This window comes from Pseudomonas putida, assembly GCF_003228315.1.
GTDB lineage: Bacteria > Pseudomonadota > Gammaproteobacteria > Pseudomonadales > Pseudomonadaceae > Aquipseudomonas > Aquipseudomonas putida_S.
The window spans coordinates 5,274,663-5,291,380 of record NZ_CP029693.1 but is presented as its reverse complement, the minus strand read 5'-3'; the positions used below and the strand labels follow the sequence as shown (position 1 = coordinate 5,291,380).

Annotated in this window: 16 protein-coding genes; 6 read left to right on the top strand and 10 right to left on the bottom strand. The window is 60.4% G+C overall.

What is annotated here, in order from left to right; translation table 11 throughout:
- Window positions 1-164 precede the first annotated feature (164 nt).
- Together lptG and lptF are read right to left on the bottom strand one after the other, a co-directional pair.
- Window positions 165-1,226 carry an LPS export ABC transporter permease LptG gene (gene lptG, locus DKY63_RS24780; protein WP_110966512.1) on the bottom strand — a complete coding sequence of 354 codons (1,062 nt, stop codon included), beginning with the start codon at window positions 1,224-1,226 and terminating at the stop codon, window positions 165-167.
- Entirely contained in the window at window positions 1,219-2,337 is a 1,119-nt protein-coding gene (gene lptF, locus DKY63_RS24775; protein WP_110966511.1) for an LPS export ABC transporter permease LptF, read from the bottom strand. Before lptF ends, lptG begins: the two co-directional genes overlap by 8 nt.
- A 407-nt stretch (window positions 2,338-2,744) precedes the next feature.
- On the opposite strand from lptF, the gene DKY63_RS24770 reads away from it, so the two are divergent.
- From DKY63_RS24770 to DKY63_RS24760, 3 genes are read left to right on the top strand one after another with little or no spacing between them, the layout of a single operon-like run.
- A complete protein-coding gene (locus DKY63_RS24770; RefSeq protein ID WP_110966510.1) occupies window positions 2,745-4,235 on the top strand; it encodes a leucyl aminopeptidase in 1,491 nt (496 codons plus the stop codon).
- 60 nt (window positions 4,236-4,295) lie between these two features.
- On the top strand, window positions 4,296-4,724 hold the full coding sequence (locus DKY63_RS24765; protein ID WP_110966509.1) for a DNA polymerase III subunit chi: 429 nt from the start codon (window positions 4,296-4,298) through the stop codon (window positions 4,722-4,724).
- An 8-nt stretch (window positions 4,725-4,732) separates the two neighbouring features.
- Complete coding sequence (locus DKY63_RS24760) at window positions 4,733-5,119, top strand: DNA polymerase III subunit chi (protein WP_110966508.1); 387 nt, start codon at window positions 4,733-4,735, stop codon at window positions 5,117-5,119.
- A 115-nt stretch (window positions 5,120-5,234) separates the two neighbouring features.
- Here DKY63_RS24760 and DKY63_RS24755 read toward each other — a convergent pair whose 3' ends face one another.
- Entirely contained in the window at window positions 5,235-6,002 is a 768-nt protein-coding gene (locus tag DKY63_RS24755; protein ID WP_110966507.1) for a sulfite exporter TauE/SafE family protein, read from the bottom strand.
- A 184-nt stretch (window positions 6,003-6,186) separates the two neighbouring features.
- On the opposite strand from DKY63_RS24755, the gene xseA reads away from it, so the two are divergent.
- Window positions 6,187-7,566 carry an exodeoxyribonuclease VII large subunit gene (gene xseA, locus DKY63_RS24750; protein ID WP_110966506.1) on the top strand — a complete coding sequence of 460 codons (1,380 nt, stop codon included), beginning with the start codon at window positions 6,187-6,189 and terminating at the stop codon, window positions 7,564-7,566.
- Window positions 7,567-7,569: 3 nt separating this feature from the next.
- Window positions 7,570-8,391, top strand: coding sequence for a M23 family metallopeptidase (locus DKY63_RS24745; RefSeq protein ID WP_110966505.1), 822 nt, complete (start codon window positions 7,570-7,572; stop codon window positions 8,389-8,391).
- A 133-nt stretch (window positions 8,392-8,524) separates the two neighbouring features.
- Here the strand turns inward: DKY63_RS24745 and DKY63_RS24740 are convergent, their stop codons facing one another.
- Together DKY63_RS24740 and DKY63_RS24735 are read right to left on the bottom strand one after the other, a co-directional pair.
- Window positions 8,525-8,881: a hypothetical protein gene (locus DKY63_RS24740; protein WP_110967975.1), complete on the bottom strand. Its 357-nt coding sequence runs from the start codon at window positions 8,879-8,881 to the stop codon at window positions 8,525-8,527.
- Window positions 8,882-9,005: 124 nt separating this feature from the next.
- Complete coding sequence (locus DKY63_RS24735; RefSeq protein WP_239499325.1) at window positions 9,006-9,278, bottom strand: hypothetical protein; 273 nt, start codon at window positions 9,276-9,278, stop codon at window positions 9,006-9,008.
- Here DKY63_RS24735 and leuA point away from each other — a divergent pair.
- Entirely contained in the window at window positions 9,271-10,950 is a 1,680-nt protein-coding gene (gene leuA / locus DKY63_RS24730) for a 2-isopropylmalate synthase (protein WP_110966504.1), read from the top strand. The two genes, DKY63_RS24735 and leuA, sit on opposite strands and share 8 nt — an antisense overlap.
- A 188-nt stretch (window positions 10,951-11,138) precedes the next feature.
- On the opposite strand, the gene DKY63_RS24725 is transcribed toward leuA, so the two are convergent.
- The 5 genes from DKY63_RS24725 to DKY63_RS24700 form a co-directional block, all read right to left on the bottom strand.
- Window positions 11,139-11,930: an amidohydrolase gene (locus tag DKY63_RS24725; protein WP_110967974.1), complete on the bottom strand. Its 792-nt coding sequence runs from the start codon at window positions 11,928-11,930 to the stop codon at window positions 11,139-11,141.
- Window positions 11,918-13,066: a pyridoxal phosphate-dependent aminotransferase gene (locus tag DKY63_RS24720; protein ID WP_110966503.1), complete on the bottom strand. Its 1,149-nt coding sequence runs from the start codon at window positions 13,064-13,066 to the stop codon at window positions 11,918-11,920. The genes DKY63_RS24725 and DKY63_RS24720 overlap by 13 nt, the downstream gene beginning before the upstream one ends.
- A 132-nt stretch (window positions 13,067-13,198) precedes the next feature.
- Window positions 13,199-14,668, bottom strand: a complete 1,470-nt coding sequence (gene der / locus DKY63_RS24715) for a ribosome biogenesis GTPase Der (RefSeq protein WP_110966502.1) — start codon at window positions 14,666-14,668, stop codon at window positions 13,199-13,201.
- Window positions 14,669-14,906: 238 nt separating this feature from the next.
- Entirely contained in the window at window positions 14,907-16,058 is a 1,152-nt protein-coding gene (gene bamB, locus DKY63_RS24705; protein ID WP_110966500.1) for an outer membrane protein assembly factor BamB, read from the bottom strand.
- A complete protein-coding gene (locus tag DKY63_RS24700) occupies window positions 16,051-16,692 on the bottom strand; it encodes a tetratricopeptide repeat protein (RefSeq protein WP_110966499.1) in 642 nt (213 codons plus the stop codon). The genes bamB and DKY63_RS24700 overlap by 8 nt, the downstream gene beginning before the upstream one ends.
- Window positions 16,693-16,718: the final 26 nt, after the last annotated feature.

Sequence of the window (16,718 nt, the reverse complement as noted above, 5' to 3'; positions counted from 1 at the left end):
CACTCAAAAAGGCTGCAGGCATAGCCCGCCGAAAAATAGCCGGGAATTGTACCTGATCCACGGCGCAAGCGTCACGTTCGCAGGTCAGACGGCATGTACAAAAACGCCCCGGCCTTGCGACAGGGGCGTTCTCAAATGGGACAAACGGCGTAAATGGCTCGCTCTTAACCGGCCCGACGCAACAACCAGAACCCTGCCAGGGCGCAAATACCGGTTGGCACCAGCACCGCGAACAAGGGCGAGAAGCCAAACACCAGGCTCGACGGACCCAGCAGATCCTGGGCGATGCGGAAGCTGAAGCCCACCAGCACACCCGTGAATACACGCTGACCGAGGGTTACCGAGCGCAACGGACCGAAGATGAAGGAAATCGCCATCAGCACCAGGGCGGCGGTGACCACCGGCTGCAATACCTTGACCCAGAATGCCAGCCAGTACCGGCCGTTATTCAGGCCCTGATCCGCCAGGTAGTGGATGTAGCCCCACAACCCCGAGATCGACAGCGATTCCGGCGCCATGACCACCGTGCTCAGCAACTGCGGGCTCAATGCCACGTCCCAGCGCTCGACCGGCGTATTGACCACTTCCGTGCTGCGCTCGTGAAACAGCGTGGTGGTGACATCGTTCAACTGCCAGTGATCCGTCTGGAATTCGGCACGCTTGGAGAAACTGGACGACAGCATGTGCCGTTCCTTGTCGAAGTGATAACGCGTCACGCCGTACAGAATACCGTTGGGCTGCACCGAGTTGACGTGAATGAACTCTTCACCCTGACGGTGCCACATGCCGTGCTTGGCACTTTGTGCGTCACCACTGCCCTGGGCCAGGGAACGATTGGCTTGTGCCGTGCTTTCGGTGGCCGGCGCAATGTATTCGCCAATCAACACCCCCACCAGCATCAGCACCAGCATCGGCTTCATCACCGCCCAGACGATCCGCCCGACCGAAACCCCGGCCGCGCGCATGATGGTCAGTTCGCTGTTGCTGGCCAGGCTGCCGAGACCGACCAGGCAACCAATCAACGCGGCCATCGGCAGCATGTCGTACAGCCGGCGCGGCGCAGTCAGTAATACATAACTGAGGACATCGACCAGGGTGTAGGTATCACTGGCTTCGCCCATCTCATCGATGAACGCAAACAAGGTCGCCAGACCGAGAATGATCCCCAGCACAGCCAGGATCGCCATGAGCACGCTGCTACCGATATAGCGGTCGAGCTTAACCACGGGCCACCTCCAGCGCCGCGCGACGGCTCGCCAGCTTCAACTGCAAGGGCTCCCAGTAGAGCAGGCCCAGGCCGATGACCAGGAACAAACCGTGCACCCACCACAGGCCGAGCGCAGCTGGAATCTTGCCCTTATCGAGGGCGCCGCGAGCGGCAATCAGGATGGTCAGGTAAGCCATATAAAGAAGAATCGCCGGTAGTAGCTTGAGGAAACGGCCTTGGCGCGGATTGACCCGCGACAGCGGCACCGCCATCAAGGTCACGACGAACACCAGTAACGGCAAGGACAGGCGCCACTGCAGCTCGGCTCGCAAACGGATGTCTTCACTGGCCATCAAGGACGCGGTCGGCATGGCATCACGGTCGGTCACCTCTTCGCTGACTTCCGGCTTGGGCAGCAGAACGCCGTATTCCTGGTACTGGATCGCGCGGTAATCGGCCTGCCCCGGGTTACCGTCATACCGGTAGCCATTGTCGAGAATCAGGTAGCGATTGCCGTCAGGACGGATCTCCTGGCGCCCCTTCTCTGCCACCAGCACCGAAATCCCGCGATCTTTATTATCGGAAGAGAGGTTCTTTTGCGAAATGAATACACCGGACAGATTGATACGGTCATCCGTCAGTTGCTCGGTGTAAGTCACCCGGGTACCGTCGCGAAGTGCCTGGAAACGACCTGGCTCCAGGGTATCGAACTCGGTCAGGGCGTCCTGCTTGTTCAACAGCAGCTGAAACTGATTGGCCCCTTGCGGTGCCAGGCCCAGACTCAACCATGCGACCACCAGTGCCACGAGGGTGGCCGGGAACAGGGTCATGCGAAACAGGCGTTGCTGACTCATGCCGGTGGCCGACAGCACGGTCATTTCGCTTTCCAGGTACAGGCGACCGTAGGACAACAGGATCCCGAGGAACAGGCCCAGCGGCAGGATCAGTTGCAAAAAGCCCGGCAGGCGATAGCCCATGATCAGGAACAGCGAGCTCGGATCCAGCTGGCCCGAAGCCGCTTGTGCGAGGTATTTGATGAAGCGTCCGCTCATGATGATGACCAGCAGCACGGCGCTGACGGCGCTCAAGGTCAACAGGACTTCGCGGGATAGATAACGGAAGACGATCAAACCAGACACTCCAGGGTTGTCAGGCTAAGGCGGCCAAACAAGCAACACATCAGACAGCCCGCAGGGCAGAGCCGCCGAAAAAGATGGCGCATTATCCTGTGATTGGGTGCGCCTGTCACTTCGCAATGCATCTGCCCCTTGAGGGAGCGAGCCTGCTCGCGGTGGGCGTCAACGATGATGCGGTCTGTCTGAAAGCCCGCGTTGTCGGGACGTCCATCGCGAGCAGGCTCGCGCCTGCACATTAATGTTGTCGAGGGTTGTCAGGCGCCGGTAGCGAGGTTCAAACTGCGGCCTTCGCCGTCGGCCATTGCTGGCGCCCATCTATTTCTTTCTATTTATATGCAGGCAAGCGACGCACCTCCACTGCCGAGCGCTTGCGAGTTGACCATCAATTCAGGGACCCGGACATGGAACTGGTTGTAAAAAGTGTTAACGCCGAAACGTTGAAGACCGCCACGCTGGTGGTTGCCGTTGGCGAAGGTCGCAAGCTCGGCGCCACAGCCAAACAGCTCGACGAACTCAGCGGTGGCGCGATCAGCGCTGTGCTCAAGCGTGGCGACCTGGCCGGCAAGGTCGGCCAGAGCCTGCTGCTGCACAGCCTGCCGAACCTGAAAGCCGAGCGCGTATTGCTGGTAGGCGTCGGCAAGGATGAAGAATTGGGCGACCGCCCGTTCCGCAAGATCGTCGCCGGTGTACTCAACACCCTCAAAGGCCTGGGTGGCAGCGATGCGGTACTGGCCCTGGATGAAATCGTGGTCAAGGGTCGCGACAGCTACGGCAAGACCCGCCTGATGGCCGAAACCCTGGTGGACGGCGGATACCAGTTCGACCAGTTCAAGAGCCAGAAAGCCGAACCCCGCGCCCTGAAGAAAATCACCCTGCTGACCATCAAGGCCGCGCAGGCTGAAGTACAACGCGCCGTGACCCACGCCACCGCGATTGCCAACGGCATGGCGTTCACCCGCAACCTGGGCAACCTGCCGCCGAACATCTGCCACCCGACTTTCCTCGGCGAGCAGGCCAAGGACCTCGGCAAAGAGTTCAAGGACCTGAAGGTCGAAGTCCTCGACGAGAAGAAGATCAAGGCACTGGGCATGGGCTCGTTCTACGCCGTCGGCCAGGGCAGCGCCCAGCCACCGCGCCTGATCGTCATGCAATACAACGGCGGCAAGAAATCCGAGAAGCCGTACGCACTGGTCGGCAAGGGCATCACCTTCGACACCGGCGGCATCAGCCTCAAGCCGGGTGCCGGCATGGATGAAATGAAATACGACATGGGTGGCGCCGCCAGCGTGTTCGGTACCCTGCGCGCCGTGCTCGAACTGAAGCTGCCGATCAACCTGGTGTGCATCCTGGCCTGCGCCGAAAACATGCCGAGCGGCACCGCTTCGCGCCCGGGCGACATCGTCACCACCATGAGCGGCCAGACCGTGGAAATCCTCAACACCGACGCCGAAGGCCGTCTGGTGCTGTGCGACGCCCTCACCTACTCCGAGCGCTTCAAGCCACAGGCCGTGATCGATATCGCCACCCTGACCGGCGCCTGCGTGGTTGCATTGGGCTCCCATACTTCGGGCCTGTTGGGCAACAACGACGAACTGATCGGTCAACTGCTGAGCGCCGGCAAGGCCGCCGACGACCGCGCCTGGCAACTGCCGCTGTTCGATGAGTACCAGGAACAGCTGGACAGCCCGTTCGCCGACATCGCCAACATCGGCGGCCCGAAAGCCGGCACCATCACCGCCGCCTGCTTCCTGTCGCGCTTCACCAAGAACCTGAACTGGGCGCACCTGGACATCGCCGGCACGGCCTGGACCAGCGGCGGCAAGGACAAGGGCGCCACTGGCCGTCCGGTTCCCCTGCTGACCCAATACCTGCTGGACCGCGCCAAAGCCTGAAACCGATGACTTCGGGCAGCGTCACTCTCGGGTGACGCCGCCTGAAGCTCAGGAACCGCAATGACCAAAGTCGACTTCTATATCCTGCCCAGCGCCGATCCTTCGGCACGCCTGGATTTCGCCTGCAAGCTCACGGAAAAAGCCTGGCGCATGGGCCACCGTGTCTACCTGCATTGCAGCGACACTGCCCAGCGCGATGATCTCGACGCGCGCCTGTGGGCATTCAAAGGCGAAAGCTTCGTGCCTCACGGTCCCGCTGAAAACGAACCGGAGAGCCCGATCGTGCTGGGTGTTGGCGATGACTGCGGTCAACATCAGGACTTGCTGGTCAACCTCGACCTGAAGGTCCCCGCCTTTGCCCAGCGCTTCGCCCGGGTGGCGGAAGTGGTGGTCGAGGATCCTACGATCCGCCAGGCCGCGCGGGAGAGTTTCCGTTTCTACCGCGAACAGGGCTATCCTCTGCAAGATCACCGTTTACAGCGACTCTGAGCCTTCCGATGGACACTCCAAAACCGCTGCAAAAACCCGTGGAATTGCTGGACGACCTCGAGTCGATCCGCCAATTGCTCGGCGATGACAACCTGCAACCGCCGCTGCTGACCGATACGGTCGAAGCAGGCGATCAGGAACAGATTCCCATGCTGTTCGACACCGTCAACGAACCCGCACCGACCGTCGAACCCGCACCAAGCAGGCCTGCTGCCGAACCGGCTGGCACCAGCAAAAACGCCGAAGCACAGTTGTACCTGGACAACGAACTGCGCGCCGCCGCGCAACTGATCATGCAAGACGTGATCGATGACTTCGCACCGCACATCGAAACCGAAATCAAACGCCGCTTGAGTGCACGGCTTGAGCGGTTGTTGAGTCAGTACAACGATTGATTCGAGCCAGGGCATCACATCGCACCGCTTTTGTAGGAGCAAGGCTTGCCCGCGATGGCGATCTTATGGACGCCATCGCGGGCAAGCCTTGCTCCTACAGGTTCTGGCCATGCGTTCAGGTAGCGAGATAGCGCCCGATCAATGCAATCCCACTCGCCAGCACCAGCCACGTCACCAGCCGCACAAAGGCCTCGCGCGACAAACGTCGGGTCAATCGTCGACCTACCCACAGCCCCAGCGCCATGGCCGGCAGCAAGCACGCCGCCAGCACCAGCAATGGCAGATCCGCATACACGCCCGCCACAGCGAACAGACTCAAACGCACCACCGTGCTGCAACTGATCAGTGCACTCTGGGTCGCCCGGGCTTCATCCTTGGGCAGTCGACTGTTCAGATAAATCGCGTACAAAAAGCCGCCGCTGCCAAACAACGCACCGAACATCCCGCCTACCGTGCCCATCGGCACCGCCCACACGGCCGACAGTTGCTCCGGACGGACTTTTATCCACAGGCTGTAAATCGCATAGGCACTGATAAACAGCCCCATCAACAGCAGCAACAGGTCGGATTTCAGGTTCAACAGAAAAATCACCCCCAAGGTGCAGCCAACGGCCATGCACGGCAGCAGTCGCAAAAGCTCGGGCTTGGCCACGTCCCGTCGCGAGGGCAGCAGATTGCCGAACGCTGCGACGAAATCCAGCAGTACCAGCAGCGGCACGATTTTCGACAACGGCATGAAAACAATCAGGATTGGCCCGGCCACCAGCGCGGTACCGAATCCGGCGATACCGAACACGATATAGGCCAGGGCAATCCCGAGACCGATCAGCAGCCAGTCCACGGTGCCGAACGGCCATTGGTTCAAAAACTCAAGCACACCCACTCCCCCTCTTCCCTGAATACCGGTCGACGACTCTACCCCTGTGGGAGCGAGCCTGCTCGTGAATGCGGATTAACATTCAACTCTGCAGCGCCTGACACTACGCTTTCGCGAGCAGGCTCGCTCCCACACGGGATTTGTGCGCACTCATGGAGATTGATCATCGAATGCCTTTAAACTGCGCCCCATGATTAAAGATCCCTTTGCAAGACTCGGCCTGGACCGCGAGGTCCTGACCGTCAGCCAACTCAACGGCCGCGCGCGGGTGTTGCTCGAAGACGTGTTCAGCAACATTTGGGTCGAAGGCGAAATCTCCAACCTCGCCCGCCCGGCGTCGGGCCATGTGTATTTCACCCTCAAGGACAGCGGCGCCCAGGTGCGTTGCGCACTGTTTCGGCAGAACGCCGCACGGGTTCGCCAAGCGCTGAAAGACGGCCTGGCGGTCAAGGTACGGGGCAAGGTCTCGCTGTTCGAGGGCCGTGGCGATTATCAGCTGATCCTCGACACCGTGGAGCCCGCCGGCGATGGCGCCTTGCGCCTGGCCTTCGATGCCTTGAAGGAAAAGCTCAGCGCCGAAGGTCTGTTCAGCGCCGAGCGCAAAGTGCCGCTGCCGGCGCACCCGCAACGCATCGGCATCATCAGTTCGCCAACCGGCGCAGTGATCCGCGACATCATCAGTGTGTTCCAGCGCCGAGCGCCGCAAGTGCAATTGACGCTGATCCCCACCGCCGTACAGGGTCGCGAAGCCACTGCTCAGATTGTCCGCGCACTGAAAATGGCAGACGCCCGTGGCTTTGACGCCTTGATTCTGGCCCGGGGCGGCGGTTCGCTGGAGGACCTCTGGTGCTTCAACGAAGAAGCCGTGGCCCGCGCCGTGGATGCCTGCGTGACGCCGATCGTCAGCGCCGTCGGCCATGAAACCGATGTATCGATCAGTGATTTCGTCGCCGACGTTCGCGCTCCCACGCCTTCCGCTGCCGCCGAACTGCTGGCCCCGGACTCCAGCGACCTGGTGCGCCGGGTCGAAAGCCTGCACCGTCGGCTGGTGATGCGCATGCGCGACCGCCTGATGCGTGATCGCTTGCGCCTGGAGGGCATTTCCCGCCGGTTGCGGCATCCCGGCGAACGCCTGCGCCAGCAAGCGCAACGGCTGGACGATCTGGACATGCGCCTGCGCCGTGCCTTCGAACGCAGCCTCAATACTCGCCGCGAACGCTTGATCCGCCTGGAAACCCGCCTGACGGGACAGCATCCGGGCCGGCAGCTGGCGATGTTGCGTCAGCGTCTGGACAGCCTTGCCGAACGCCTGCCCCGGGCCATGCGCGAGGGCCTGAAAAGCCGCCGCCTGCAATTGCACAGCCAGATGCAGACGCTGCATGTGGTCAGTCCGCTGGCGACCCTCGGCCGTGGTTACAGCATTTTGCTGGACGAGCGTGGCAACGCGATTCGCAACGCCGCACAAACCCATACCGGTCAGCGCCTGAAGGCCAAACTGGGTGAAGGCGAGCTGCAAGTGCGGGTCGAAGACAATCACCTGACACCCGTCACCCTTTCTTTACTGGATTGACCCATGCCGCGTTTTTTCGCTTCGCTTCTATTGTTGTGCCTGACGCTCAACGCCCACGCCGACAGCTACATCACGCGCCTGCTGAACAAGCCCGTGCCGGGAGGCGTGGCCGTGGTGGATCTGGGCACCGCCGCGCAGGCACCGAAAGCCAGTTACCAGGGCAAACCGGTGCTGGTGGTCAAGGAACAGAACAACTGGCTGGCCATTGTCGGCGTGCCGTTGACGGTCAAGCCGGGCGCGCAGTCCATCAGCAGCGGCGGCCGAAACTTGGGTTTCACGGTCGGTAACAAGAAATACCCGGAACAGCGCATCACCCTGAAAAACACCCAACAGGTCAATCCGGACCAGGACAACCTCAAGCGCATCGAACGCGAACTGGCCGAGCAGATCGCCGCCTACCGCACGTTCAGCCCGAATACGCCCAGCAATCTGCTGCTGGACAAACCCGTCAACGGTCCACTGTCGAGCAAGTTCGGTGTGCGCCGTTTCTTCAACGGTGAAGAGCGCAATCCCCACTCGGGCCTGGATTTCGCCGTTCCCGCTGGCACACCGATCAAGACTCCGGCCTCGGGCAAGGTGATCCTGATCGGCAATTACTTTTTCAATGGCAACACCGTGTTTGTCGATCACGGCCAGGGCTTTATCAGCATGTTCTGCCATATGTCGAAAATCGATGTGAAGGTTGGGCAGCAACTGGCCCGTGGTGCTGTGGTGGGCAAGGTTGGTGCGACGGGACGGGCGACCGGGCCGCATATGCATTGGAACGTCAGCCTGAATGATGCGCGGGTGGATCCGGCGATTTTTATCGGGGCGTTTCAGCCTTAGTTTTTCGGTGAGGCAGATGACCCCTTCGCGAGCAGGCTCGCTCCCACAGGTAATTGTTGTACACGAGATTCGTGCACACCAAAGCCCACTGTGGGAGCGAGCCTGCTCGCGAAGGCGGTAGAACAGACGCCACTTACTCCGCGTCCAAATCTTCAATCCCATGGACCTCCCGATCCGCCAAACAGTGCCGGACCCATTCCTGGGTGTCTGGCGAGAAACCCGTCAACTCTTCTGCCTTAATCAACTCCCGCGCGCACAACCCAAGCAAATGCGAGCGCGCCTCGTGGCGGGAAAACCTGAAGACGCCAAACGCCCAATACAGCTCCTTTTGCCCGGCTTTCAACAGTTCTTCGCTGGCATCGATCCGTTCGTAGGGCGGGATGCTCTTGTCCAGCACGATCTTCTCGACATCGTTCATGATCCGGGTGCACATCCGTTCATGGGCTATCGGGCGCAATACGCAATACTGTTTCCAATCGGACTCGTTCATCGCGACTCCCACTTGCCAGTCCAGGCTTTCAAGAAGAATAGCCCCCGTCATGAGCACGCGACGCCGAAACCGCCGATTGCGCATCGCTCAAACCTTGCGCAAGCAACCTGAAGATCAGGCCTGTTCAGAGCAATAAAATCTCTGAAAACCGATCCCGGCGAGTATTCCTCTCAATTTTTTTTGACTGCTTGCCATCCTCCCCCTCAAGGTTAGGGTTGAAGGCATGAAAACCTCTCACACCCTCATCCAACTCCGTCAGCACCGCAGCCTGTGCCTTGTCAGCGCACGACTGCCGGGCTGAATCGCGGCACCTCGTCTTTCGCTTTATCCAGAACATTCGATCCACCGGCAGGCCGCCTTTTTTCGGCCCACACAATAAGGATTTCCCGATGAGCATGCTCAAAGACCCGTCTTCGAAATACCGCGCGTTCCCGACCATCAACCTTCCGGATCGCACCTGGCCGTCGAAAACCATCACCGCCGCTCCAATCTGGTGCAGCTCCGACCTGCGTGATGGCAACCAGTCGCTGATCGAACCGATGGACTCTGCCAAGAAGCTGCGCTTCTGGAAAACCCTGGTGCAGGTCGGCGTGAAAGAAATCGAAGCCTCCTTCCCGTCCGCCTCGCAAACCGATTTCGACTTCGTGCGCACGCTGATCGAAGACGGTCACATCCCGGACGACACCACCATCCAGGTATTGACCCAGGCACGTGAAGACTTGATCGCACGTACCTTCGAATCCCTGCGTGGCGCGAAAAAAGCCATCGTTCACCTGTACAACGCCACCTCCCCTTCTTTCCGCCGCATTGTCTTCAACCAGGATGTGGACGGGGTCAAGGAAATCGCCGTGAACGCGGCCAAGCTGTTCGTCAAATATGCCGCCCAGCAGCCGGAAACCGAGTGGACCTTCCAGTACTCCCCGGAAACCTTCAGTGCTACCGAACTTGAGGTTGCCAAGGAAGTCTGCGACGCAGTGATCGAGGTGTGGAACCCGACGCCTGAGCGCAAGATGATCCTCAATCTGCCGGCCACAGTGGAATGCGCCACGCCGAACATCTATGCCGACCAAATCGAATGGTTCTGCCGCCACATCAACCGTCGTGACAGCGTGATCATCAGCCTGCACACCCACAACGACCGTGGCACTGGCGTAGCCGCCACCGAGCTGGGCCTGATGGCCGGCGCCGACCGTGTCGAAGGCTGCCTGTTCGGCAACGGCGAACGTACCGGTAACGTCGACCTGGTGACCGTGGCACTGAACATGTACACCCAGGGCCTGAACCCTGAGCTGGACTTCTCCGACATCGACGGCGTGCGCAAGGTCGTCGAAGAGTGCAACCAGATCCAGGTGCACCCACGTCACCCGTACGTTGGCGATCTGGTCCACACCGCGTTCTCCGGCTCCCACCAGGATGCGATCCGCAAGGGCTTCGCCCAGCAGAAACCGGACGCCTTGTGGGAAGTGCCATACCTGCCGATCGACCCGGCCGACATCGGTCGCAGCTACGAGGCGGTCATCCGCGTCAACAGCCAGTCGGGCAAGGGCGGCATCGCCTACCTGCTGGAGCAGGAATACGGCATCAGCCTGCCGCGTCGCATGCAGATCGAGTTCAGCCAGGTCGTGCAGCGTGAAACCGATCGTCTGGGCCTGGAAATGACCGCCCAGCAGATCCACGCCCTGTTGCACAGCGAGTACCTGCAAGCCAACGCTCCTTACGCGCTGGTCAGCCACCGCCTGCAGGAAGAGAACGGCCACAGCGCCGTCGAAGTGGAAGTCGCCAGCCAAGGCCAGGGCGAAACCAACCTGCACTGGCGCGGCAAGGGCAATGGCGCCCTGGAAGCACTGGTTGCCGGTCTGCCGATTCCGGTGGAGATCATGGACTACAACGAACACGCCATCGGCGCGGGCACCAACGCCAAGGCAGCGGCTTACATTGAACTGCGTGTGAACGGCGAACGTGCGGTGCACGGCGTCGGTATCGACGAAAACATCACGACCGCCAGCTTCAAGGCACTGTTCAGCGCGCTGAACCGCTCCCTGAGCCAGCCGGAAGCGAAAGCGGCATAACTGACCTTCGCTGCAATGCAAAAGGCCCCGGGGTGTGAACCTCGGGGCCTTTTTGTTTGCCTGAAAATTTTGTGTCGCCTGTCAGTACCTCATCGCGAGCAGGCTCGCTCCTATAGTGACCGTGTTCACACCGATCCAATGTAGGAGCGAGCCTGCTCGCGAAGAGGCCAGCTCAGACGGCAGGGATCTCAGGTGAACTCGAAAGTATCCGCATCCAGATTCGCCGGAAACCTTGTGCGATAAGCAGCCAGTTCCGCCGCATCCAGCTCCACCTTGAATACCCCGTCCGCCTCTCCGGCACTGAGCAATGTCTCGCCCTGAAAATCCAGCACCTGACTGTCACCGGTATAGGCAAAACCTTTGCCGTCAGTCCCGACACGGTTCACCGCCGCCACATAACACAGGTTTTCGATGGCCCGCGCCGGCAGCAAACGATTCCAGTGCTGTCGACGCGCGCCCGGCCAGTTGGCGGTGTATAGCAGAAGGTCCGTGTCCTGAGCATCACGACTCCACACCGGGAAACGCAGGTCGTAGCAAATCAATGGCCGCACCCGCCAGCCCTTGAGCTCGAACTGCACCTGACGCTCTCCTGGGGTGTAGTGATGATGCTCACCGGCCATGCGGAACAGATGGCGCTTGTCGTAGTGCAACACTTCGCCATCCGGCCGCGCCCACAGCAGACGGTTGCGATGACTGCCATCGGCGGCCTGCACGATGACACTACCGGTGATCACCGCATCCAGCTTCGCCGCCTGAGCCCGGAGCCACTTGCTGGTGGGACCGTTTTCCGCCTCCGCCAGCACCTCGGACTCCATGGAGAAACCCGTGGTGAACATCTCCGGCAGAATAATCAGGTCCGCTCCCCGAGCCTGCTCCAGCAACGGCTCGAAATGCGCAAGGTTGGCCTGACGGTCATGCCAGGCCAGGGTGGTTTGCACCAGCGCGACGGTCAGTTTCGGCAAGGCACTCAAATCACGCATAGTTTTTCCGCTGCTTTACGCAGGGTCTCCTCGCGTTTGGCGAAACACAGGCGCACCAGGCGCTGGCCCTCGGGTGGCGTCTGGTAGAACACCGAAATCGGGATGCTCGCCACACCGTGTTCACGGGTCATCCACAACGCCATTTCGACGTCATTGAGGTCCGGACGGATCTGCGAGTAGTCGACCAACTGGAAATAGGTGCCGGCGACACGGGTGAAACTGAAGCGCGATGGCGCCAACAGGTCGCAGAACAGGTCGCGTTTGGCCTGATAGAAGGCAGGCAACTCTTCCACGTGTTCCGGATGCTCGGCCATGAAGTCGGCCAGCGCGAATTGCAGCGGCGTCACACCACAGAAACTCACGTACTGGTGCACCTTGCGCAGCTCCGCCGTCAGGGCCGGCGGCGCGACCACGTAGCCGGTTTTCCAGCCTGTGACGTGGTAGGTCTTGCCGAAGGAACTGACCACGAAGGCGCGCTGATACAGCTCTTCATGATTCAGCACACTGACGTGAGGCACGCCGTCGAACACCAGATGTTCGTAGACCTCATCGCTGATCAGATAGATATCGCGATCACGAATCAGGTCCGCGAGCTGATCCAGCTCGGCTCGGCTGATCAGAGCCCCGCTCGGGTTGTGCGGGGTGTTCAGCACAATCATCCGCGTGCGTGGCGTGATGGCCTCGGCCAGCTTCTGGAAGTCGATGGAGAAGTCGTCCAGCCCGAGCTGCACGTGCACGCAACGACCGCCAGCCAGTTCCACGGACGGCTCGTAACTGTCGTAGCTCGGGTCGAACACGATCACTTCATCGCCGCTGTGGATAACGGCCTGGATCGCACAGAAGATCGCTTGCGTGGCGCCGGGAGTGATGGTCACTTCGTTGTCGGCATCAACCGCTACGCCGTAGCTGCGGGCGATCTTCGCCGCCACTTGCTGACGCAGCAATGGTAGGCCGGTCATCGGAGAGTATTGGTTGTGGCCATTGGCAACGTGCCGGCCGACCGCATCGCACAGCGCTTGCGGTGCATCAAAATCGGGGAAACCCTGGGACAGATTGATCGCCCCGCTCGAAGCCGCGAGTTGAGACATCTGAGTGAAGATGGTGATGCCGACATTCGGCAACTTACTGGTGATCATCGGTAGCCCCTTGCAGGTGAGCTGCAAGTTTCAAGTTTCAAGCTGCAAGTGGTCAAGCGTCAAACCGCCGCACAATAAAAAAGGGTCCTCAACGAGGACCCTTCTGCCTTTACTAGAAGCCTGGAGCTGCTTTTACTTCTTGTCGCGGCGCTTCTTCTCGGCTTTCTTGTGGTGCGACATCAAGCGACGCTTCTTGTTGACCTGGCGGTCGGTCAGCGTGTTCTTGTTGCCTTCGTACGGGTTCTCGCCGCCCTTGAACTCGATGCGGATCGGCGTACCGACCAGCTTCAAGACACGACGGTAAGTGTTTTCCAGGTAACGAACGTAAGACTTCGGCACCTTCTCGATCTGGTTACCGTGAATCACGATGATCGGCGGGTTCGCACCACCCAGGTGGGCATAACGCAGCTTGATCCGGCGACCGTTGACCATCGGCGGCTGGTGCTCGCTGACGGCGTCTTCGAGAATCTGGGTCAGACGGCTGGTCGGCCAGCGGGTGACCGCCGACTTGAACGAATTCTGCACCGAAGCGTAGAGGTTGCCCACGCCCGTGCCGTGCAGAGCCGAGATGAAGTGGATGTCGGCAAAGTCGACGAAGAACAGCCGACGTTCCAGCTCGATCTTCACATAGTCACGCTCGCCCGGTGTCATGCCGTCCCACTTGTTGAGCGCGATGACCAGCGCACGACCGGCTTCCAGCGCAAAGCCCAGCAGGTTGAGGTCGTGGTCCACCACGCCTTCGCGGGCGTCCATCACGAAGATCACCACGTTGGCGTCTTTGATCGCCTGCAGGGTTTTGACCACGGAGAACTTTTCGACTTCTTCGTGGATCTTGCCGCGCTTGCGCACACCCGCGGTGTCGATCAGCGTGTACTTCTCTTCGTTACGCTCGAACGGGATGTAGATACTGTCGCGAGTGGTGCCGGGCTGGTCATAAACGATGACTCGTTCTTCACCAAGCATGCGGTTGACCAGGGTCGACTTGCCAACGTTCGGACGACCGATGATGGCGATCTTGATCCCGTCTTTTTCGCTCGGACCAGGAATGCGCTTGGCTTCTTCGCCCTCGGCAACTTCCTCTTCCTCGCCCTCTTCCGGTTCATCGTCGTCTTTCGGGAAGTCGCTCAGGGCGATTTCCAGCAACTGGGTGATACCACGGCCGTGGGCGCCCGCGATCGGGATCGCGTCGCCCATGCCCAGCGGGGAGAATTCGGCACGGGCCATTTCAGGGTCGATGTTGTCGACCTTGTTCGCGACCACGTGGGAACGCTTGTTACGCTTGCGCAAGTGCTCGGCGATCATCTGGTCGGCGGCGGTGAAACCCGCCTTGGCGTCTACCAGGAACAGAACGACATCCGCTTCTTCAATGGCCAGCAGCGACTGCTCGGCCATTTTTTCGTCCATACCATGCTCGTCACCGGAAATACCGCCGGTGTCGATCAGAATGTAGGAACGCCCTTGCCACTTGGCCTCACCGTACTGGCGATCACGGGTCAGACCGGACAAGTCGCCGACGATGGCGTCACGAGTCCTGGTCAGGCGGTTGAACAAGGTGGACTTGCCGACGTTCGGTCGACCCACCAGGGCGATTACGGGAACCATGCGGCTCTCCACTTCGTTATTTCAGAAAATACAAAAGCCGCTGCGTGGCAGCGGCTGGTGCTCGGGTGCTATCACCTTGTGCTTTTCTGTAGGAGCGAGCCTGCTCGCGATAAACGCAAAGACACCGCGTTTATTCTGCACACCAACGTAATCGTTGACGTCCATCGCGAGCAGGCTCGCTCCTACAGTCCTGCATATGTGAAGCCGCTCGGGATTTAACCCAAGCATAGTCAAACCTTTACTTGATGGTCAGGGCTTCCAGTTTGCCGCTGTTGCCATACACATAAATCGTGTCACCCACCACCAGCGGACGGGCACGAATGCCGTCGCTGTCGATGCGCTCACGGCCGACGAAACGGCCATCCACCTGACTCAGCAGGTGCAGGTAACCTTCCAGGTCACCCACTGCAACGTAGCTGGAGAACACTTCCGGGGCCGACAGTTGACGGCGGGCCAGCGAGTCGTTGCTCCACAGGGCTGTGGTGGAACGCTCGTCGACACCTTCAACGGTACCCGAAGACAGGCTCACGTAAACGCTGCCGAAACCCTGGGCGACGCCCGCGTAGCTGGAGGCATCACGCTGCCACAGCTGACGACCGCTTTGCAGATCGAGCGCCGCAACGCGACCCTGATAGCTTGCGACATAGATCGTCTCGCCGGACAACAGCAAGCCGCCATCGATGTCGACGACACGCTCCAGCTCCGAACGACCTTGCGGGATGGCTACACGCTGCTCCCACACCGGCACGCCGTTGGAAATGTCGAGCGCGACCACTTTACCGGTCGAAAAGCCAGCCACCGCCAGGCGGTTGGTGACGATCGGCGCACTGGTGCCACGCAGGGTCAGTACCGCAGGCGTGTTGTCATACAGCCAGCGTTGGTTGCCGGTGGCGGCGTCCAGACCGATCAGACGATCGTCCTGGGTTTGAACCACCACCACGTCACCGTTGTTGGCCGGTGGCGCAAGGACTTCGCTGGACACGCGAGCGCGCCATTTCTCTTCGCCATTGATGGCATCCAGGGCAACGATTTCACCCTTGAGCGTACCGACCGTCAGCAAGCCGTAACCGACACCGACGGCACCGGAAACAGGCAGTTCGAGATCTTTTTTCCATTTGACGTCGCCAGTGTTGCGATCCAGCGCCATCACCACGCCGGTCACGTCGGCGGCGTAGATGGTCTCGCCGTCGATTGCCGGAACCAGCATGTTGTAGGTTTCGCCCTGACCGTCACCGATCGAACGACTCCACTGTTTTTTCAGAACCACTTCTTCCTTGAAATCGGTCAGTTCGGCCGGAGGCAGTTCTTTCTTGCTGTTGCTGCTGCAACCCGCGGCCAGAATGGCCAGAGCCAGCAATGCTGCATGTTTCCAACGGATCACGTCACGCATCCCCTTTGGCCAGGTCGTCCAGCTTGATTTGTAGGCCACCGACCGCCGCTTCATCCGACAGTGCCGCCTTGGCTTTTTGATAGGCCGCGTGCGCTTCGTCGGTACGACCCAACTGAACCAGCAGGTCGCCCTTGAGTTCTTCGCGAGTTGCCAGGAATGCCTTGTCAGCGTCGCCTTCCAGCAGTTTCAGGGCCTCATCGACCTTGTTCTGCGCAGCCAGAACCTGAGCCAGGCGCTGACGGGCGATTTCGCCCAGCGCTGCGTTGGCCGGCTTGGCGGTGATGGCTTTCAGCTCGCTGGCTGCGTCATCCAGCTTGCCGCTGTCGACGGCGACTTTCGCCACGAACAGGCTGCCGTACTGCGCATAGGCGCTGCCGGCGAACTCACTGTTGAGCTTGCCCGCCAGTTCCGATACACGGGCTGCATCCGGCTTGCCATCAGGCGTCAGCGTGGTTTCCAGCAGTTGCTGATAGAGCATCGAGGCGCCTTGCGACTGGTTGCTCTGATACTTATGGAACGCCTGCCAGCCGAATACGATGACCAGCGCCAACAGGCCGCCAGTGACCAGGGGCTTGCCGTTGCGCGACCACCATTCCTTCAAATCCGCCAGCTGTTCCTCTTCGGTACTCGACACCCCAATACTCCTTAATCGCTAATTCG